Genomic DNA, 18,587 nt, shown 5'->3' with positions numbered 1-18,587 from the left:
CTTGATTCTAGTCAAATTTCAGGGATTTTTCGTCGCGTAAATATAAACGAGATGAGGAAGAAAAACAGTCCTGCCGCCGTCACCGCACCACCGATCAACCAGTCATAAAAAAGACCATCTTCGTCGCGAACATATTCCGGATTTGCGACCTCATAGCGGATCGAAATCCGATCACCAATGTCCGGGATCGGTTCGTGGATGGGGTGTGCGACTTCCACCTCATATATATTCCCCTGGACGTTTTTGAAGCGAACCGTCGGATAATGGGAAATTTCGATTTCGGTGAAACCATCCTGATCCTCGCGACTGCCAATAGCTTCGCGCATCGACAATATTTCACCGGTCGCGATCTCGCTGCTTGTGCGAAATTGCCAATTATCGACGGTGATGGCGATACCGAGGAAAACCACTAGCAACACAGCTGAAAAGAGAATCATTCGAAGCCAGATGTTCATGATTTCACCGCCCCATTGTCATCGCCAACCTATGCCGGGAAAAGGCGCAGGACAGCCAAAGCAGGTCTAATATTCCCCCGGCGCTTCGCTATAAGCCAGGTCGCCGAATTTCGTAAATTCGCTGATGAAGCTTAGCTGGATATTGCCCGTTGAACCCTGCCGGTTTTTCGCGACAATGACCGTCGCCTTCCCCTCTGCCTGGACATGATCCCGTTCCCAATCTTCATATTTCTTGATCTGGTCGGGTGTGGAATTGGCGTCGGGTACATCGGGCTTTATCGCCATGTGATAATATTCCTCACGGAAAATGAACATCACAATATCGGCATCCTGCTCGATCGAACCGGATTCGCGCAGATCGGAAAGCTGCGGACGCTTGTCTTCCCGGCTTTCCACCGCACGACTCAGCTGGGACAGCGCCATCACCGGCACCTGCAATTCTTTCGCCAGCGTCTTCAGGCCCCGGCTGATTTCCGAAATTTCATTGACCCGATTGTCATTGGCCCGGCCCGAGCCTTGCAGCAGCTGGAGGTAGTCGACCACGATCAGTCCAATACCCTGACGCCGCTGCAACCGCCGTGCGCGCGTCCGCAACGCGGCAATGGTCAATGCTGGCGTGTCGTCGATAAACAGCGGCAGATCCTGCAATTCGCGCGAGGCCAGCGCGAGCCGGTGCATGTCATCCCGGCTGATCGCGCCCATGCGCAGTTTTTCCGAACTGATCTCGGCCTGCTCGGACAGGATTCTGGTGGCCAGCTGATCCGCCGACATTTCGAGGCTGAAGAAAGCGGTTTTGGCGCCAAGGGAATCTTCCGGCGCAATGCCGTCATTCATATCACGGAGATAGCGGTGCGCCGCATTGAAGGCGATATTGGTGGCAAGCGAGGTCTTGCCCATGCCCGGACGACCGGCAAGAATGAGCAGATCGCTCCTGTGCAAACCACCCATTTTGGCGTTCACATCGGTCAGGCCGGTGGTGATGCCGGACACTTTGCCGCCGCTGTTGAAGGCCCGCTCGACATTGTTCAATGCCTCGGTCGAAGCCTGCAGGAACGACCGAACGCCGCCTTCCTGCGCTTCGCCTTCGGACACCCGGTAGAGCGCGGTTTCGGCTTCCTCGATCTGTTCCTTCGGATCCACCGTCTCGCTGGTATCCAGCGCGCTCTCAACCAGCGTCCGCCCGACGCTGACCAGTTCGCGCAGCAGCGCCAGATCATAAATCTGATTGGCAAAATCGCGAGCACCGATCAGGCCAGCGCCATCGCCGGTCAATTTGGCGAGATAGGACGGTCCGCCGAGCGCCTTCATTGCTTCGTCTGCATCGAAATAGGGCTTCAGGGTCACCGGGGTGGCCACCATATTCTTGTCGAGCAGTTTCAACGCCTGTTCGTAGATTCGTCCGTGCAGCGGTTCGTAAAAATGTTCGGGCCGCAGCCGGATTTGCACATCTTCGGCAACCCGGTTGTCGATCAGCAGCGCGCCAAGAAAAGTCGCCTCTGCCTCAACATTGCGCGGCAGGCGCTGTCCTTCACTCTCATCATTTTGGAAACGCATCAATTCGGCCATGGCTCTTCATCCACTGTGAATCGATTCTGGGCAAGGGGCGCTGCGAAAAATTTCGCAAAGTCCCGGGGACAGTCCTGTGGAAAAGATCCTGCGTCCGTGCTGCACTGCAAAAACCCTTGTCCTGAGACCGGCGCTGCGGCAACAGGGCGCAATGTCCGATCCGCGCATCATTTCCGTCGAACTCGATGAAGCCACAATTTTGTGGCGCAATGCCGATATTGAGCAGGAACGGCGGATCGCAATCTTCGATCTGATCGAAGAAAATTATTTCAAACCGCTCAAACAGCATGATGATGGCTATGCAGGGCCTTATCAACTCCAGCTGAGCGTTCAGGAGGGCCGGCTGGTCATCTCCATTGGCCGCGAGAATGGCGAGCCACTGGAGACGCTGATCCTCGCTCTGGGCCGGTTTCGGCGACCGATCCGCGACTATTTCGCGATTTGCGACAGCTATTATCAGGCGATCCGCAAAGCGAGCGCTGCGGAAATCGAAACCATCGACATGGCTCGGCGCGGAGTGCACGATCAAGGCGCCGAGCTGCTGGTCGAGCGGCTGGAGGGGAAGATCGACGTTGACTTCAAGACCGCGCGCCGACTCTTCACATTGATCTGCGTATTGCATATCAAGAATTGAGTGATTCTTCCGCTGCGTATCAGGGAACCAGAGTGGCCAAGCGAGACACAAGAACATCATTGATCAGCCTTGCCACGATTGTCGTGGTGTTGCTGGTCGTCGCATTCATATTGCGCAATATTGCCGTCGGCTGGGCGCCGTCGCGCGACCAATATCCGGTGCAGGGCATTTCGGTCGATGAAAGCCATGGTCAGATCATATGGCATGTTGCCGGCGCAACAGGGGTTGATTTTGCCTATATTCACGCCACCTCGGGCGCGGAAAAACGCGACGCGAATTTCGCTGCGAATATCGAGGGCGCCCGGGATGCCGGCATCCGCTATGGTGCGCTCCACAATTATTCGCTGTGCCGCCTGGCAACCGATCAGGCGACGATATTTGTCACCACCGTCCCGCGCGGCGAAAACATGCTTCCTCCTGCCGTCCGCTTGGCCTTCGACAATGACTGCGGCGACCGGCCCAGTCGGGCGCTGGTGCTCAGCGAACTCAATACGTTTCTCAACCAGATCGAGTCCCACAGCGGCAAGCACGCGATCATCGCCGTGTCGCGCGATTTCGAGGAATTGTACAATATCAGCAGCGGCATCGACCGGACCTTCTGGCTCGAAGCCAATTTTTTCCCGCCTGATTATGCCACCAAACCCTGGGTGATGTGGCGCGCTTCCGACATGCGCCGGATCAGCGGGGTTGACGGGCCGATAAACTGGAACGTAGTGCGACCATGACCACCAACAGGAACCTGATATGAGCATATTATCCGACCGCTGGATCCGCAATGAAGCGAAACATTCCGGCATGATCGAACCTTTTGTCGAAGGCCAGAAACGGGAGGGATGCATCAGCTATGGTCTGTCATCCTATGGCTATGACGCCCGGGTGTCGGACGAATTCAAGATTTTCACCAATGTCGACAACGCAATTGTCGATCCCAAGAATTTCGCCGAGAATAGCTTCGTCGACCGCAAGACCGACTGCTGCATCATCCCGCCGAACAGCTTCGCGCTGGCCCGGACGGTGGAATATTTCCGGATACCGCGCGACGTGCTGGTCATCTGCCTCGGCAAGTCGACTTATGCCCGCTGCGGGATCATCGTCAATGTCACGCCGCTGGAACCGGAATGGGAGGGTCATGTGACGCTGGAATTTTCCAACACCAGTCCCCTGCCCGCCAAAATCTATGCCAATGAGGGCGCTTGCCAGTTCCTGTTCCTCAAAGGCAACGAACCCTGCGAGACCAGCTATGCTGACCGTTCGGGCAAATATATGCGGCAAAAGGGTGTGACTCTGGCCAAACTCTAGGCCATACATCACGCAAATATAACGCAGGAGCCCCCGCAATGTCCGAAGCACCCGAATTTGATGTCATCATCTATGGTTCAACCGGCTATACCGGCCGTCTGGTCGCCGAATATATGGCGCAGCAATATGGTGTGTCGGACGATGCCCCCAAATGGGCGATGGCGGGACGCAGTCTCGAAAAGCTCGAAGAAGTCCGCGATCTCATAGGCGCGCCAAAGGATACGCCGCTGGTCGTCGCCGATTCCGATGACGCCGCCTCGATAGACATGATGGCGAGCCGCACCAAAGTGGTACTGACCACCGTCGGTCCCTATCAATTATATGGTGATGAAGTTGTCGCGGCCTGTGTCAAACACGGCACCCATTATGTCGATCTTTGCGGCGAACCCGGCTGGATGCGCGCAATGATCGATCAACATCAGAAAGCGGCTGAAGAATCGGGCGCACAAATCTGTTTTTCCTGCGGATTTGACTCGATTCCCTTCGATCTCGGCGTGCTGATGCTGCAGAAAGAAATGCAAAAGCGTTTCGGCAAGCCGGCAACCCGCATCAAAGGTCGCGTTCGCGCCATGGAAGGCACATTTTCCGGCGGCACCGCTGCGAGCCTGAAAGAGACGATGAAGGCGATTGCCAAAAACCCTGCTCTGGTCAAGATTCTGGCCAGCAGCTTCGGCCTGACCCCCGGCTTCAAGGGCGCCGATCAGCCCAATATGCTGATCCCCAAATATGACAAGACGATCGACAGCTGGGTGGCCCCGTTCATCATGGCGCCGATCAACACGAAAAATGTCCACCGGACCAACTTCCTGCTCGATTTTGCCTATGGCGAAGATTTCAAATATGATGAAATGGTTGTCACCAGCCCGGGCGATCTCGGCAAGCAGGCTGCCGAGATGGTGGCCAAGGCCAATCCTTTCGGCGGTGACGATGCTCCCAAGCCCGGTGAAGGTCCGACCAAGGAACAGCGCGAAAACGGTTATTATGACCTGTTGTTCCTGGGCGAGACCGCCGATGGCGAAACCGCCAGCCTATGCGTCAAGGGGGACAAGGACCCCGGCTATGGATCGACGTCCAAGATGATAGCCGAAGCGGCGCTGTGCATCGCGCAGGACGACATTAAACATGGCGGCGGAATCTGGACACCGGGCGCGCTGATGGGCAAAAAACTGGTCAAACGCCTGGAAGACAAAGCCGGCCTCAGCTTTGTTGTTGAAAGCTGACAAATTTCAGCAACCGCTCACAGGGCATTATGTCTATTGAGCTGCCGAGATATGAAATTATATTCCACCCTTGAAACCCGGTTTCTCAGGACAAAATTGCAAGCATCATGCTGAATCGTCTTTTACGCAGAAAAAAAGCTTCCAGGCCGATCGACAGCGCGACGATCCCGGACGGACGGCGGGTCTATGCGATTGGCGATATCCATGGCCGCAATGACCTGTTGCGGCAGCTGCTCGACAAGATCATCAAGGATGATGGCGACCGGGGCAAGGCAGAGAGCGAAATCATCTTTTTGGGTGATCTGGTAGACCGGGGTCCGGACAGCGCCGGGGTGCTCGACACTGCGATGCAGCTCAAGGCAGATTTGGGCAACGTCCGGTTCCTGATGGGCAATCATGAAGAATGCTATCTGGCGGCAACCACCGGTGATGAAAAATCCGTCCGCTTCTTCAACCGCATCGGTGGACGCGAAACGATCTTGAGCTATGAGATCAGCATGAAGGAATATATCGAGCTGGATATGGCGCAATTGGCGCAACGGATACCGGAGCTATTTCCCCAGAAACATATTGATTTCGTCGCCGGCTTTGAAGATCAGATCATCATCGGCGACTATGCATTTGTGCATGCCGGAATACGTCCCGGCGTGCCTCTTTCCGAGCAGCGCCAGAAAGACCTTCGCTGGATCCGGGAAGAATTTCTCTCGACTCAGGAAGCCTTTGAAAAGGTCATCGTCTACGGCCACACGATTAGCGATGATGTCGTGGAAACCGGCACCCGCATCGGCATCGACACGGGCGCCTATCATTCTGACAAGCTTAGCGCACTGGGTCTGCAAGGTTCGGAACGCTGGTATCTGGACACAGCCACATAAAAAAGGCGGGACCATACGGTCCCGCCATGTTCTGACCTGACAAGCAGACCTGTTTGGGTAGTGAAGTCCCGGTCGTTTAAGCGACTTGAGCGGTTGGTGCGGTTTCTTCTTCCATATCCCGAAGAACATAGCCGCGACCCCAGACGGTTTCGATGTAATTTTCGCCACCGCATGCCAGCGACAGCTTTTTGCGCAGCTTGCAGATAAACACATCGATGATCTTGAGTTCCGGTTCGTCCATGCCGCCGTAAAGATGGTTGAGGAACATTTCCTTGGTCAGCGTCGTGCCCTTCCTGAGCGAGAGCAGCTCAAGCATGGCATATTCCTTGCCGGTGAGATGCACACGATTGCCATCGACTTCGACCGTCTTGGCATCCAGGTTGACCGCCAGCTTGCCGGTCCGGATAACACTTTGCGAATGGCCTTTCGAACGGCGCACAACCGCATGAATACGGGCAACCAGTTCGTCCCGGTGGAACGGCTTGGTCACATAGTCATCGGCGCCAAATCCAAAGGAACGGACCTTGCTGTCCATTTCGCTGATACCGGAAAGAATGAGAACCGGTGTCTGGACTTTTGCCACACGGAGCTTCTTGAGCACATCATAACCATGCATGTCCGGCAGGTTAAGATCGAGCAATATGATATCATAATCATAGAGCTTGCCAAGATCGAGGCCCTCCTCGCCCAGGTCCGTGTTATAGACATTGAAACCCTCGGTTGTCAGCATCAGCTCAATCGCTTTTGCAGTCGTTGGTTCGTCTTCAATCAGCAGCACGCGCATCAGGCAGCCCCTTTTTCTCAATTACTCGCCCGGATCGATCACTGTGCCGACCCGATGGATCATTTATTAACCATAACATGAATGAACGTAAAAGGTTAATTTTCCCTTAAGGTAGGATTCAGCACGAGTCGCGGGGCATCGAAAGAGTCTGTAACCCGCAGAAATGAGTCGTTTAGGGACTCCCGGCCTCGGCGAAAAAAAAATTAACTTTTTCCTGCATTGGACTGCAAAAAATGTGATTTTGCTCAAAATGGATCAAATTTTTTCACCGATCGACCGAAAAAGCAGCCTGTTTCTGCCGCATCTGGTAAGCTTCATTAACAAGGTCTGTTGCACGGCGGCGCATGGCGCTAGGAACGGTTCATGGTTGAGATTCCCGAAAGCGCGATCACCGAGACGTTTCTGGCCGCCAGCGGACCTGGGGGTCAAAATGTCAACAAGGTCGCGACAGCGGTCCAGATGCGGGTCAATGTCTATGCGCTGGGGCTCGAGCCTTATGCGTTTCGCAAATTGAAAATACTCGCAGGGCGCAAAATGACTCTGGGCGGTGAACTGGTGTTGACGGTTCGCGAATATCGCACCCGCGAAGCCAATCGCGCGGAAGCGCGGCGGCGCGTAGCGGAAATGATCGAACAGGCCTATCAACGCGATGCCCGAAGGATCAAGACCCGTCCGAGCAGAGCCGCCAAAGCCCGGCGGGTTGAAACAAAAAAGAAGAAATCTTCGGTGAAGAAAACGCGGGGCAAGCCGGACCTGGACTAAGCCATCCCCAACCGGCGTCTGCTTGCCAGACCAGCGACAAGACCGGTTTCCGGTTGGCAAAGCGTCAATATTCCGCATAAGAAATCATGTTACAAAAGGGGATATCGATGAAAACGCGCTATTTACTCGCAATATGTTGCCTGCCCTCCTTCGCGACCGCTGCTCTGGCTGACGATGGTGATGATGCCCGCCAGTTCACCGCCGAGCGCGTGTTCGATCTCGAATATGCCGACGATCCGCAAATCTCGCCCGACGGCTCGACCATCATCTATGCCCGCAAATCCATGGACAAGTTCGCCGACGAGGTGGTCAGCGACCTGTGGACGATTGATACGCGCAGCGGCAGTCATCGCCCGCTGGTCAGCGGTCAGGGCTCCAGTTCATCGGTCCGCTGGTCACCGAATGGTGATCGCCTGATCTATCTGACCTCGACCGACGGGAAGCCGGATCTGCGTCTGCGCTATCAGGACAGTGGCGTCAGCTTTTCGCTGGCGCAGCTGGAACAGGGACCCGGCGCCCCGGTCTGGTCCCCCGACGGCAAGAGCATCGCTTTTTCCATGCTTGTTCCGGACGAGCGCGCGACCTTTGCCGAGCCGCCAAAAAGCCCCGAAGGATCAGATTGGGCCAAGCCCATGCGTATCATTGATGATCTCGTTTTCCGTTTTGATGGTGCCGGCTATTTGCCGAAGGGGAAAACCCAGATTTTCACGATAAGCGCAGAAGGTGGCACGCCTCGGCAGGTGACCCATGGCGAAAATGGATTTGATACACCGCAATGGCTTGGCAATGGTGCGCTACTGGTGACCGGAAACGAGGCCGAGGATGCAGATCTTGATCCGATTGAGAGCGAAATCTACCGCGTCGACCTGTCCAGCCAGGCGATAACCGCTCTGACACAGCGCGACGGACCGGATTTTGCGCCGATTGTCGCGCCCAATGGCAGCCGCATCGCCTATCGCGGATATGACGACCAGCTGAAGTCCTATCAGCAGACCGATGTCTATGTCATGGCACCCGACGGCAGCGGCGTGCAGAATCTGACCGCAAATTTTGACCGGTCGATTGATGCCATCGCCTGGCGACCGGACGGCCGGGCGCTTGTAGGTCAGACCGAAGTCGACGGCATATTGACGCTGGTATCCATCGATCTGGCGGGGAATGTCAGCAATCTGGTCGGGGATATCGGCGGCACGTCGCTTGGTCGTCCCTATGCGGCAGGCAGCTTTTCTGTCGCCAGCAAGGCCGGCGGCAGCTCTCCGCTGATCGCCTATACAAAGGGCAGCACCAACCGGCCCGCCGAAGTCGCCCTGACCCGCGGCAGCGGCAATGGCCGTCAGCTGACCCGCTTGAACGAGGATGCACTGGGTCATCTGGATCTTGCCCGGATTGAAGAGATAAAGGCCACATCCAGTCATGACGGCCGCGAAATTGAAGCCTGGGTTGCCCTGCCCCCGGGCTTTCGGCCCGACGGTTCTTTTCCGATGATACTGGAAATCCATGGCGGCCCGAACACGATGTACGGCCCCTATTTTGCCGCCGAAATTCAGCGCTATGCGGCGGAAGGCTATGTCACGGTCTATGCCAATCCTCGCGGTTCGACCGGCTATGGCGAAAGCTTTGCCCAGCTGATCGATCTGGATTATCCCGGCCATGACCATGATGACCTGATGAGCGTGGTCGATGCCCTGCTGGCAAAAAATTACGTCAACAAGGAACGGCTGTTCATCACCGGTGGCTCGGGCGGCGGAGTGCTGACTGCCTGGGCGGTCGGCAAAACCGATCGCTTCGCCGCCGCGGCAACCGTCAAGCCGGTGATCAACTGGACCAGCATGGCGCTGGCTGGAGATATCGCCCGTTTCGTCAGCCGCCACTGGTTCCGCGCCCAACCATGGGAACAGCCTGAGGAATATTGGCGGCGCTCCCCGCTGTCGATCGTCAACCATGTCAAAACACCGACAATGGTCATGGTCGGCGAGGCCGACTGGCGCACACCGGCCTGGGAAGCGGAACAATTCTACACGGCGCTGAAAGTCCAGAATGTCGATACAGTGCTTGTCCGGGTACCGGGCGCATCCCATCTGATTGCCCGCAGACCAAGCCAGCTCATCGCCAAGGTCGACAATATCATGGGCTGGTTTGCAAAATATGATCCGGTACAGAAACCGGAAACCGAAGATTAGCCCGAAAGGCAGGAAACAGGACATGCTAGACATTGCCATCAACACAGATCAACCCGCAGCGGAATTTTATGCCGACCTGACATCATCCGCCGCCGCTCTGGTCGACGGCGAGCCGGATGCTATCGCCAATATGGCCAATATCGCAGCGCTGATCTGGCAATATCTGCCCGGGCTCAACTGGGCTGGCTTCTATCGGGTGATCGACGACGAGCTGGTGCTTGGCCCCTTTCAAGGCAAAACCGCCTGTATCAGAATAGCCATGGGGGCTGGCGTGTGCGGCACGGCGGCCGCATCCGGCAAAGTCCAGCGGGTCGCCGATGTCCATGCGTTTCCTGGCCATATCGCCTGCGATGCCGATAGCCGCAGCGAACTGGTCGTTCCGGTATTGAAAAATGCCAAAGTCATCGCCGTGCTCGACCTCGACAGTCCCCTGCCCGACCATTTCCGGCCTGAAGATGCGACCGGAATGGCCAAGCTCATCGGGGCAATTGCTGACAGTCTTGGTTAAGCGCGCGGTAACCAATATGCCCCATTTCGAGACAAAGCTCTAAATCTACTCTATTTTACAACCCGCTAATGGTCAAACCCTACGAAAAATGGTAAATGTTCGTTAACCAAATTTCGGTCGGACTGCTTGATGCATGTCTGAAACTAGGGAGTTGTTAACCATGAAGACCCTTTTACTTGCTAGCCTTGGCGGTATTTTGGCGATGGCACCAGGATCGGCCATGGCTGCTATCGACTCGGCTGCAAATATAAATGCACAGCCGTCCGTTGATATCTCCTTCGCTTCGTCCACGGCCTTGGCCGATCCGGCAGCAGGGGCAAAGGCCATGCCGCGCATGGGCAATAGCTACCAGATGAAGAATATGGGCAACACGCGCCGGATGCGGAACATGGGCAACAACCGCCAGATGCAAAGCTATCGCCAGGCCGGCAATTATGTTCACCGGGGCCGGATGGGCTATGATCAGGGCTATAAAAAACCATTTCGCGGGTACCGCCTGCCCCGGACCTATATCCAGCCGAGCTATTTCATCGGCAATTTCGGCTATTATGGACTGAGCCAGCCAAGCAGCGGCTATGGCTGGTCCCGCTATTATGATGATGCCGTTCTGACCGACCGCTATGGCGTGGTTCAGGACGCCCGCTATAATGTCGATTGGGACCGCTATAATCAGGGCTATCATGACGGCTATCGCGATGGTCAGGCAACCTATGATCAAAGCGTTTTCATCGGCGATGACCGCGTGGTTGCAACGCCGCATGCCTATAATAACGACCAGTCGACCTATCAGGGCGAGTGGGACGGTGCCTATCGCGAAGACGGCAGCTATCAGGGTGAATGGCAAGGCACCTATCGTGATGCCGATGGCCGGGTCTATGAAGGCGAATATTCCGGGACCTTCATTGGTGACGGCAATATGAGCCCGCATTGGGAATCTCGCGCAGACCGGGGCTCCGGCTGTGAGGTTGACCCGGGATTTGATCCGCGCGGCTGCGCAGTGGCAAGCGGACGACCCGATCTCGATCGGCGCTATCCGGCCTATCCAGACGTCGACAACCGGCGCGCTGAAGAACTGGCCTATCTCGAAAATTGCAAGAAAAGCAGCGGCATCGGCGGTGCCATTGTTGGCGGCGCCATTGGGGCCTTTGCCGGCAACCGTATCGCTGGTCGCGGCAACCGCCTGGCCGGCTCATTGATCGGCGGCGGAATCGGGGCAGTCGCAGGTGCGGCCATTGATCAGGGAACCGATCGCTGCCGCCATCTGCTGAAAAAATATGGCTATGACCAGCCACAGAGCGGGCGAGCCTATCCACCAGCCCAGCATCACCGTCCGCAACCACCGCAGGGCCATCCGGCCTATCCCAGCGGCTGGAACGGATATTATACGCCCGGCTATTATTATCCGCAGGCACAACCAATGATCACGACGATTGTCATACAGTCGGCGCCGGTCACGACCACAACGACGACGACCTATGTCGAAGAGGAAGTGATCTACAGCAAGCCGACTTACAAGAAGCAGTGGAAACCGGCGACCAAGAAGGTCTGGAAGCCGGCGCCAAAGGCCGAGCCGCTAAAAGGATGCCAGCAAGCGCGCTGCATGTACGACTGATCGCCTGATCCCGATATAAAAAGAGCCTGCTCACCCGATATGGTTGGCAGGCTTTTTTCTTGCAGGAAGCGCTGGTTATCGGTGAATCAGTTTGGACATTGCAGCTTGAGCAGTTCGGCGGGATCAAATCTCTGCCAACCATCCGGACCAAGCCGCTCCAGTGGCCGAAACCGGACTTTATATTCCATCTGCGGCGAGCCATCGACCCAATAGCCGAGGTAGACATAAGGCAATCCGGCGGTCTGGGCGCGCCGGATATGATCCATGATGATATAATTTCCGAGACCCGCACGCTCGCCATGCTCGGCATCGAAGAAGCTGTAGATCATCGACAGGCCATCGCCTTGCTGGTCGGTGAGGCATGCTCCAACCAGCCGTCCCTTGCTGCCATCCTCGGTCGGTTCGCGATATTCGATGACGAAGCTTTTGACCGGCGATTGCTCGACCATGTCGGAATAATCCATCTCGTCCATTTCCGCCATGCCGCCACCGGGATGGCGTTTTGCGAGATAATTCTGGAGCAGCTGATATTGTTCTTCGGTCGCCCATGGCTCGCAGGCTTCCACGACCAGGTCCTGATTGCGCCGGATCAGCTTCCGTTGCGTGCTGCTGGGACGAAATTCATCGCTCAGCACCCGAACCGACACACAGGCCTTGCAATCCAGACAGCTGGGACGATAGGCCACATTCTGGCTGCGACGGAAACCGATCCGGCCCAGCGCATCATTCAGTTCTTCGGTATGGGCACCGTTCAGCTCGGTAAAAACCTTGCGTTCGCTTCGGCCAGGCAAATAGGGGCAAGGGCTGGGGTTGGTCACAAAGAATCGCGGGAAGCGAACGGGTGCAGTCACAAAGCCAGCCTTTTGTTACATTCAAGAGAATCGACAACGGCAATATGCAGCGCGACGAAGAAAATTAAAAGCCGATTTACCACATATATTCATAATGACAGTGACGGACGAAATGCAAAAAAAACGAGGCGAAAATCGCCCCGCATTTAAATGTATTTTGCCAAAGCTCAGGGGCTTGTTGGTTCATTGTCATCGGCGATGATGATGATGCCGGCGATAACCGCTGCCGCCGCCAATATGGCGATCAGGATTCCATTTTCGCCTTCCAGTTTTTCTGACGATGACGAAGAGACGCCGATGCGCTCAACAGCCGGTGCAGAGCTGTTAGCCGATTGGGCTGCGACAGGCGCCGCAACCAAAGATATTGCTGCCACACCAGCAGCCAGTTTACCGAATTTCATAGATATGCTCCAAATCAGGTCGTATTAAAACAAGTGAAAGCTCATAACTGAACTTTCATGCGCCCTGCTGAATTCAGAGGGTTTTGATTGTAAAACAACCCTTCTGAGCCATTTAATTACCTCAATTTGTGATTCTTCGCAACAGCTTAGGGAAATATTTTTCTCGACTTGCCCTGAGTCCAAACGGCCAACCCAGTCCTCATCAGTTCCGTACATATGCCGGTTTACCGCCGATCCATGTCTGCATTACCTGCATTTCCCGGATCTGCGCGGGTGTCGCCAGCAATATGTCCTGATCGATGATGAGAAAATCCGCCCTTTTTCCGGGCTCCAGACTGCCCAGACGATCTTCGGCAAATGCAGCATAAGCCGCGCCAACCGTATAGGCCTGCCAGGCCTGCTCGCGGCTCAACCGTTCCGCAGGCATCCAGCCGCCGAAAGGCTGACCCGCAGCATCTTCGCGGGTCATTGCCGCGGCCAGGCCGGGAAAGGGATTGGACGATTCCACCGGAACGTCGGTGCCGAACGCCAGAACCGCACCCGAATCGAGCAAGGATTTCCAGGCATAGGCGCCATTGAGTCGCGCCGGCCCGAGCCGGGCTTCCGCCATCAGCCGGTCGGACGTCTGGTGCACCGGTTGCATCGAGGCGATCGTTCCGGTCGCGGCAAAGCGGCTGATGTCGGCGGGATCGATGATCTGAGCATGTTCAACCCGCCAGCGGCGATCACCCTTGTAGGTGATTTCCAGTTCCTCGATCGCCGATAATATTTCGTCATTCGCCTTGTCGCCAATCGCATGGACCGCGGTCTGAAACCCGTCCATCGCCGCTCGGCTCATCTTGTTCTTGAGCTGCGCAGAAGTCAGCATCGCCAGGCCGCTTTCGCCGGGCTTGTCCGCATAGGGCTGTTTCAGCAGAGCGCCCCGTGAACCCAGTGCGCCATCGATATAGAGCTTGACCCCGGCCAGTTTGAGATGGTCGTCATAGAGCCAGGGCGACGGCGACGGCCCGGCGATGGCGATCATATCGTCGATGCCGCCAGCATAAGAAATGATCCGGATTTTCAGCTGCCCCTTGTCCCCTGCCCGGCGAAAGCTCTGCCAATCCTGCATGGTGGTGCCCATATCGGCAATGGAGGTCACTCCGTTTGCCAGCAAGATGTCTTGCGCCTTGCCAAGCGCGAGATCGCGCTCCGCCGGTTTCGGGGCGGGAATCGCATCGTTGAACAGGTCCATCGCAGCATCGACAAAGATACCGGACGGCTTGCCTCCGACCTTTTCGATGGTTCCGCCGCTAGGCGCTTTCGAGGAAGCGGAAACACCGGCGGCCGTCATCGCCGCGCCATTGACCCAGGCGGCATGACCGTCGACGCGGCTCAGAAAGACCGGACGGTCCGGAACCGCCGCATCCAGTTCTGCGGCCGTGGGAAAGCGGTCCAGACCCCAGAGTTCCTGATTCCAGCCATTGCCGATGATCCATTGCCGGCTCGGATTGTCCGCAGCATATTGCGCGATCCTGGCCAGCGCTTCGGCCAGCGTTTTGGTCCCGGACAGATCCAGCGTCAAAGCGCCAAAGCCCATGCCCATGACATGGCCGTGGGCGTCAAAAAACCCGGGGATCAGCGTTTGCCCTTTGCCGTCAAACTGGAAGTCCACATCGCGCGGCCGCTTGTCCCGGCGATCCAGCAACTGCTTGACCCTGCCGTCATCGTCGACCAGCATCGCGGTAAAGCGGATGACATTGCCCTCGCTGTCGAGCGTCATGCCGTTGACATTATCGATCAGGCTGTCGGCCTGGGCGGCACCGGACGCCAGCAAAACGCATGCCGCACCCGCACATAATGCCAAGCCCTGTTTTTTCAGCCAACCGCGCATATCATATACCCTTGTTCATTTTCTTTTCGGAAGGCGGGAAACCAATGAGCTCGTGTCATTGCGCCCGCCGCCGGCTGCCTGCACTTCGGCATAGAATTGATCGACCAGCGCCGCCACCGGGATGGTCGCGCCATTGGTCCGGGCTTCTTCGATGGCCAGCCCCAGATCCTTGCGCATCCAGTCGACCGCAAATCCAAAATCAAAATCATCCCTGGCCATGCTTGCCCAGCGATTGTCCATCTGCCAGCTTTGCGCAGCCCCGCCGGAAATGGCGTCATAGACTTTATCCAGATCCAGTCGGCTGGCCTGAGCAAAGCGCAACGCTTCTGACAGGCCCTCGAGCACGCCGGCAATGGCAATCTGATTGCACATTTTCGTGGTTTGCCCGGCACCGGTGCGGCCGACATGGACGATCCGTCCGGCATAGGCGGCCATGATCAGTTCGGCCGCCGCAAAGGCTTCCTCGCTGCCGCCGCACATGATTGACAATGTGCCATTTTCCGCGCCTGCCTGACCACCGGAAACCGGGGCGTCGACGACATGAATCCCCCGGCCTTCGGCTTCAACCGACAGCTGCCGGGCGATACGTGCGGACACAGTGGTGTGGTCTATGAACAGAGCGCCTGATGCCATGGTCGAAAAAGCCCCGTCGCGTCCCATGGTAACGGAGGCGAGATCATCGTCATTGCCGACGCAAGTGATCACGATTTGCTTGTCGCGTGCAGCCTCGGCAGGATTTTCGGCTATCGAGCCACCATGTTCGGCTACCCATGCCTCGGCCTTGGTTTTGGTTCGGTTATAAACAGTGAGCTCATGTCCCGCTGCGGCCAGATGCCCGGCCATGGGTCCGCCCATCACGCCGATTCCGATAAATGCAATTTTCACCATAGATTATTTGCCCTTTGATATGGCCATAATCATTGTTTCCCTCGATGACTAGATGCGTTAGGGGCACAGGCGATATGAATGATATGCAGACCATAAGCCTTCCCTCCTTCGATTTTGAGGATGTGAAAGCGGCACACGACCGGATCAAGGGCCGGATCGTCCACACACCGACGCTGAAGAGCATCACCCTGTCGGAAATGAGCGGCGCGGAAGTTTTCCTGAAATTCGAGAATCTTCAGTTTACCGCCGCCTATAAGGAACGCGGCGCGCTCAATGCGCTGCTGCTGATGGACGAGAGCAAACGCAAGGCCGGCGTGATCGCCGCCTCCGCTGGCAATCATGCCCAGGGCCTTGCCTATAATGCCAAAAAGCTGGGTATCCCTGCCACCATCGTCATGCCGAGCACGACACCGATGGTGAAGGTCGAACAGACCCGCGGTCATGGCCCCGAAATCGTCATCTTCGGCAGCAATTATGATGAAGCCTATGCCCATGCCATGCTGCTCTCCGAACAGCGCGGCCTGACCTATATCCACGCCTTTGATGACCCGCATGTCGCCGCCGGCCAGGGAACCGTTGCGATTGAAATGCTCGAGGCGATCCCCGATCTGGATCGCCTGATCATCCCGATCGGCGGCGGCGGATTATTTTCCGGCATGGCAACCGCAGCGGCTGCGATCAATCCTGATATTAAAATAACCGGCGTCCAAGCCGCGCTCTACCCGAGCATGTACGCAAAATTGAACGGCAAAACCATGACCGCCGGCGGCGATACGCTGGCCGAAGGCATTGCGGTGCGCAATCCGTCCGAATTTACCGCCGCGATCATCAAGAAATATGTCGACGAGATTTTGCTGGTCAGCGAAGCGGAACTGGAAGGTGCGGTGAGCCTGCTGTTGCAGATCGAAAAAACCGTGGTCGAGGGTGCCGGCGCCGCCGGCCTTGCCGCCTTGCTGAGCAACAAGGAAAAATTCAAGGGCGAAAAAGTCGGTCTGGTCCTGTGCGGCGGCAATATCGACACGCGCCTGCTGGCCAATGTGCTGCTGCGCGATCTCGCCCGGTCGGGCCGCCTCGCGCGCCTCCGCCTGCATTTGCGCGACCAGCCCGGTGCGCTGTACAATGTCGTGAAGCAATTTGCCGAACATGAAGTCAATATCATCGAAGTCTATCACCAGCGGGTTTTCACCAACCTGCCGGCGAAAGGCCTGATCACCGATATTGAATGCGAAGCGAAAGACCGCGAACAGCTGGAAGGCCTGATCGCCGATCTCAACAAGGCGGGCTATGATGTCCGGCAGGTTGAACTGGCCGATTGAGCGATTGATGCGAGTTAAAAATTGTTCGAACGTTTGAAAGTCGCGTCCCAGTACATGCTGCCAAAGCGTGGCCTTACCGCCTTTGCCGGCCGCATTGCGAGAGCGGAACAGGGCGAGCTAACGACCCGGCTGATACGCTGGTTTGTCGGCAAATATGCGGTCGATATGAGCGAGGCCCGAAATCCGGACATCTCCAGCTATAACAGCTTCAACGCCTTCTTCACCCGTCCGCTCAAAGCCGGTGCGCGACCCATAACGGAAGCAGATTTTGCCTGCCCGGTGGATGGCGCGATCAGTCAGCTTGGTGCGATTGATGACCACCACATTCTTCAGGCAAAGGGCCATTCGTTTACGTCGACCGAGCTGCTTGGCGGCGATTCAGCACTGGCAGCAGAGTTTCGGAACGGGAGCTTCGCCAATATATATCTGTCACCCAAGGATTATCATCGTTTGCATATGCCTTGCGACGGCAGGCTTGTAAGTATGTCCTACGTGCCAGGCACACTGTTTTCCGTTAATCCCACTACTGCGCGCGGCGTACCCAACCTTTTCGCGCGAAATGAACGGGTAGTATGTGTGTTTGAATCACTGGAGCATGGCACGTTCGCGATGGTCCTGGTCGGCGCTACAATCGTCGGCAGCATGGCAACTGTCTGGCACGGCGTCGTCAAGCCAAAGCCCGCCAACAAGATTGCGCAGTGGACATATACTGACCAGAACATCACGCTCGAAAAGGGCGAGGAGATGGGACGATTCCTGCTCGGCTCAACGGTAGTCATGCTGTTCCGGCAGCACACGATCGCTTTTTCAGAGGAATGGGCACCCGCGAGATTGGTGCGTCTCGGTGAAACGATGGGCCACCGACCCGGATTTTGAAATTTCATCGAATGACGGTGACATTGGACAAATGACGGTGAAAGTGCACTTTATTCTAAACGGTGAAACGAATTGACGCACTGTCACCGTTATTCATGAAGTCAATATCATCGAAGTCTTTCACCAGCGGGTTTTCACCAACCTGCCCGCCAAGGGACTGATCGCCGACCTCAACAAGGCCGGCTATGATGTGCGGCAGGTTGAACTGGCCGATTGAGCGATTGAGCCAATGTGTGCTTTGAGGGCGAAAGACGATATTAATGATAGGTCGTCTTTATTTCCGCAACCGCCCCAGTTGCGGTCGTAAATAGCGACGAAAGCCAGAGTTCACCATGGGTTTAGAGATGAAGCTGAGGGTCAGTATCTTAAACTCTTATCTGCATGAATTTTGGTTTGCTTGGTGGATTGGGCGAAACTTGTGCAAGCGGATATTTGCCTCCCGGCAGGGCTGTCAGCGGCATTCCAGCAGCAGCGAGATCATAAGGAG

General features: G+C 56.4%; 18 protein-coding genes. 11 read left to right on the top strand and 7 right to left on the bottom strand.

Annotation, left to right across the window (positions count from 1 at the left end):
* Positions 1-11 precede the first annotated feature (11 nt).
* Both V7665_RS05675 and V7665_RS05670 read right to left on the bottom strand, forming a co-directional pair.
* Positions 12-455: a DUF3592 domain-containing protein gene (locus V7665_RS05675; RefSeq protein ID WP_335663568.1), complete on the bottom strand. Its 444-nt coding sequence runs from the start codon at positions 453-455 to the stop codon at positions 12-14.
* A 66-nt stretch (positions 456-521) separates the two neighbouring features.
* Complete coding sequence (locus V7665_RS05670; protein ID WP_335663567.1) at positions 522-2,021, bottom strand: replicative DNA helicase; 1,500 nt, start codon at positions 2,019-2,021, stop codon at positions 522-524.
* A 151-nt stretch (positions 2,022-2,172) separates the two neighbouring features.
* On the opposite strand from V7665_RS05670, the gene V7665_RS05665 reads away from it, so the two are divergent.
* The 5 genes from V7665_RS05665 (at position 2,173) to V7665_RS05645 (ending at position 6,049) form a co-directional block, all read left to right on the top strand.
* Positions 2,173-2,655: a UPF0262 family protein gene (locus V7665_RS05665; protein WP_335663566.1), complete on the top strand. Its 483-nt coding sequence runs from the start codon at positions 2,173-2,175 to the stop codon at positions 2,653-2,655.
* Positions 2,656-2,687: 32 nt separating this feature from the next.
* Positions 2,688-3,380 carry a glycoside hydrolase family 25 protein gene (locus tag V7665_RS05660; RefSeq protein WP_335663565.1) on the top strand — a complete coding sequence of 231 codons (693 nt, stop codon included), beginning with the start codon at positions 2,688-2,690 and terminating at the stop codon, positions 3,378-3,380.
* Between the two features lie 19 nt (positions 3,381-3,399).
* Positions 3,400-3,954 carry a dCTP deaminase gene (gene dcd, locus V7665_RS05655; protein ID WP_323800422.1) on the top strand — a complete coding sequence of 185 codons (555 nt, stop codon included), beginning with the start codon at positions 3,400-3,402 and terminating at the stop codon, positions 3,952-3,954.
* Positions 3,955-3,992: 38 nt separating this feature from the next.
* Positions 3,993-5,174 carry a saccharopine dehydrogenase family protein gene (locus tag V7665_RS05650; RefSeq protein ID WP_335663564.1) on the top strand — a complete coding sequence of 394 codons (1,182 nt, stop codon included), beginning with the start codon at positions 3,993-3,995 and terminating at the stop codon, positions 5,172-5,174.
* 107 nt (positions 5,175-5,281) lie between these two features.
* A complete protein-coding gene (locus tag V7665_RS05645; RefSeq protein ID WP_335663563.1) occupies positions 5,282-6,049 on the top strand; it encodes a metallophosphoesterase family protein in 768 nt (255 codons plus the stop codon).
* A 76-nt stretch (positions 6,050-6,125) separates the two neighbouring features.
* On the opposite strand, the gene ctrA is transcribed toward V7665_RS05645, so the two are convergent.
* Positions 6,126-6,833, bottom strand: a complete 708-nt coding sequence (gene ctrA / locus V7665_RS05640; protein ID WP_335663562.1) for a response regulator transcription factor CtrA — start codon at positions 6,831-6,833, stop codon at positions 6,126-6,128.
* A 363-nt stretch (positions 6,834-7,196) separates the two neighbouring features.
* On the opposite strand from ctrA, the gene arfB reads away from it, so the two are divergent.
* The 4 genes from arfB (at position 7,197) to V7665_RS05620 (ending at position 11,895) form a co-directional block, all read left to right on the top strand.
* Positions 7,197-7,595: an alternative ribosome rescue aminoacyl-tRNA hydrolase ArfB gene (gene arfB, locus V7665_RS05635; RefSeq protein ID WP_335663561.1), complete on the top strand. Its 399-nt coding sequence runs from the start codon at positions 7,197-7,199 to the stop codon at positions 7,593-7,595.
* A 107-nt stretch (positions 7,596-7,702) separates the two neighbouring features.
* Positions 7,703-9,775, top strand: coding sequence for a S9 family peptidase (locus V7665_RS05630; protein ID WP_335663560.1), 2,073 nt, complete (start codon positions 7,703-7,705; stop codon positions 9,773-9,775).
* A gap of 22 nt (positions 9,776-9,797) precedes the next feature.
* Positions 9,798-10,283: a GAF domain-containing protein gene (locus V7665_RS05625; RefSeq protein WP_335663559.1), complete on the top strand. Its 486-nt coding sequence runs from the start codon at positions 9,798-9,800 to the stop codon at positions 10,281-10,283.
* A 160-nt stretch (positions 10,284-10,443) separates the two neighbouring features.
* Positions 10,444-11,895 carry an RcnB family protein gene (locus V7665_RS05620; RefSeq protein WP_335663558.1) on the top strand — a complete coding sequence of 484 codons (1,452 nt, stop codon included), beginning with the start codon at positions 10,444-10,446 and terminating at the stop codon, positions 11,893-11,895.
* An 86-nt stretch (positions 11,896-11,981) separates the two neighbouring features.
* On the opposite strand, the gene V7665_RS05615 is transcribed toward V7665_RS05620, so the two are convergent.
* The 4 genes from V7665_RS05615 to V7665_RS05600 form a co-directional block, all read right to left on the bottom strand.
* A complete protein-coding gene (locus tag V7665_RS05615; RefSeq protein ID WP_335663557.1) occupies positions 11,982-12,746 on the bottom strand; it encodes an arginyltransferase in 765 nt (254 codons plus the stop codon).
* 167 nt (positions 12,747-12,913) lie between these two features.
* On the bottom strand, positions 12,914-13,147 hold the full coding sequence (locus tag V7665_RS05610; protein WP_335663556.1) for a hypothetical protein: 234 nt from the start codon (positions 13,145-13,147) through the stop codon (positions 12,914-12,916).
* Between the two features lie 202 nt (positions 13,148-13,349).
* Positions 13,350-15,020, bottom strand: coding sequence for an amidohydrolase (locus tag V7665_RS05605; protein ID WP_335663555.1), 1,671 nt, complete (start codon positions 15,018-15,020; stop codon positions 13,350-13,352).
* A 15-nt stretch (positions 15,021-15,035) separates the two neighbouring features.
* Positions 15,036-15,908, bottom strand: coding sequence for an NAD(P)-dependent oxidoreductase (locus V7665_RS05600; RefSeq protein WP_335663554.1), 873 nt, complete (start codon positions 15,906-15,908; stop codon positions 15,036-15,038).
* A gap of 83 nt (positions 15,909-15,991) precedes the next feature.
* Here V7665_RS05600 and V7665_RS05595 point away from each other — a divergent pair, with 83 nt between their 5' ends.
* Both V7665_RS05595 and asd read left to right on the top strand, forming a co-directional pair.
* On the top strand, positions 15,992-17,224 hold the full coding sequence (locus V7665_RS05595; protein WP_335663553.1) for a threonine ammonia-lyase: 1,233 nt from the start codon (positions 15,992-15,994) through the stop codon (positions 17,222-17,224).
* Between the two features lie 21 nt (positions 17,225-17,245).
* Positions 17,246-18,100: an archaetidylserine decarboxylase gene (asd, locus tag V7665_RS05590; protein WP_335663552.1), complete on the top strand. Its 855-nt coding sequence runs from the start codon at positions 17,246-17,248 to the stop codon at positions 18,098-18,100.
* Positions 18,101-18,587: the final 487 nt, after the last annotated feature.

It is taken from the genome of Parasphingorhabdus sp. (assembly GCF_036964675.1).
GTDB lineage: Bacteria > Pseudomonadota > Alphaproteobacteria > Sphingomonadales > Sphingomonadaceae > Parasphingorhabdus.
Note: the sequence above shows the minus strand (reverse complement) of the source record. Positions and strands in the feature narration are given on the sequence as shown.

Bases quoted from the DNA above. Each gene is read 5' to 3' on its own strand.
- V7665_RS05595 (WP_335663553.1), top strand. From the start codon at position 15,992: ATGCAGACCATAAGCCTTCCCTCCTTCGATTTTGAGGATGTGAAAGCG.
- V7665_RS05645 (WP_335663563.1), top strand. From the start codon at position 5,282: ATGCTGAATCGTCTTTTACGCAGAAAAAAAGCTTCCAGGCCGATCGAC.
- arfB (WP_335663561.1), top strand. From the start codon at position 7,197: ATGGTTGAGATTCCCGAAAGCGCGATCACCGAGACGTTTCTGGCCGCC.
- V7665_RS05670 (WP_335663567.1), bottom strand. From the start codon at position 2,021: ATGGCCGAATTGATGCGTTTCCAAAATGATGAGAGTGAAGGACAGCGC.
- V7665_RS05620 (WP_335663558.1), top strand. From the start codon at position 10,444: ATGAAGACCCTTTTACTTGCTAGCCTTGGCGGTATTTTGGCGATGGCA.
- V7665_RS05630 (WP_335663560.1), top strand. From the start codon at position 7,703: ATGAAAACGCGCTATTTACTCGCAATATGTTGCCTGCCCTCCTTCGCG.
- V7665_RS05650 (WP_335663564.1), top strand. From the start codon at position 3,993: ATGTCCGAAGCACCCGAATTTGATGTCATCATCTATGGTTCAACCGGC.
- V7665_RS05625 (WP_335663559.1), top strand. From the start codon at position 9,798: ATGCTAGACATTGCCATCAACACAGATCAACCCGCAGCGGAATTTTAT.
- V7665_RS05605 (WP_335663555.1), bottom strand. From the start codon at position 15,020: ATGCGCGGTTGGCTGAAAAAACAGGGCTTGGCATTATGTGCGGGTGCG.
- V7665_RS05675 (WP_335663568.1), bottom strand. From the start codon at position 455: ATGAACATCTGGCTTCGAATGATTCTCTTTTCAGCTGTGTTGCTAGTG.
- dcd (WP_323800422.1), top strand. From the start codon at position 3,400: ATGAGCATATTATCCGACCGCTGGATCCGCAATGAAGCGAAACATTCC.
- ctrA (WP_335663562.1), bottom strand. From the start codon at position 6,833: ATGCGCGTGCTGCTGATTGAAGACGAACCAACGACTGCAAAAGCGATT.
- V7665_RS05600 (WP_335663554.1), bottom strand. From the start codon at position 15,908: ATGGTGAAAATTGCATTTATCGGAATCGGCGTGATGGGCGGACCCATG.
- V7665_RS05610 (WP_335663556.1), bottom strand. From the start codon at position 13,147: ATGAAATTCGGTAAACTGGCTGCTGGTGTGGCAGCAATATCTTTGGTT.
- V7665_RS05665 (WP_335663566.1), top strand. From the start codon at position 2,173: ATGTCCGATCCGCGCATCATTTCCGTCGAACTCGATGAAGCCACAATT.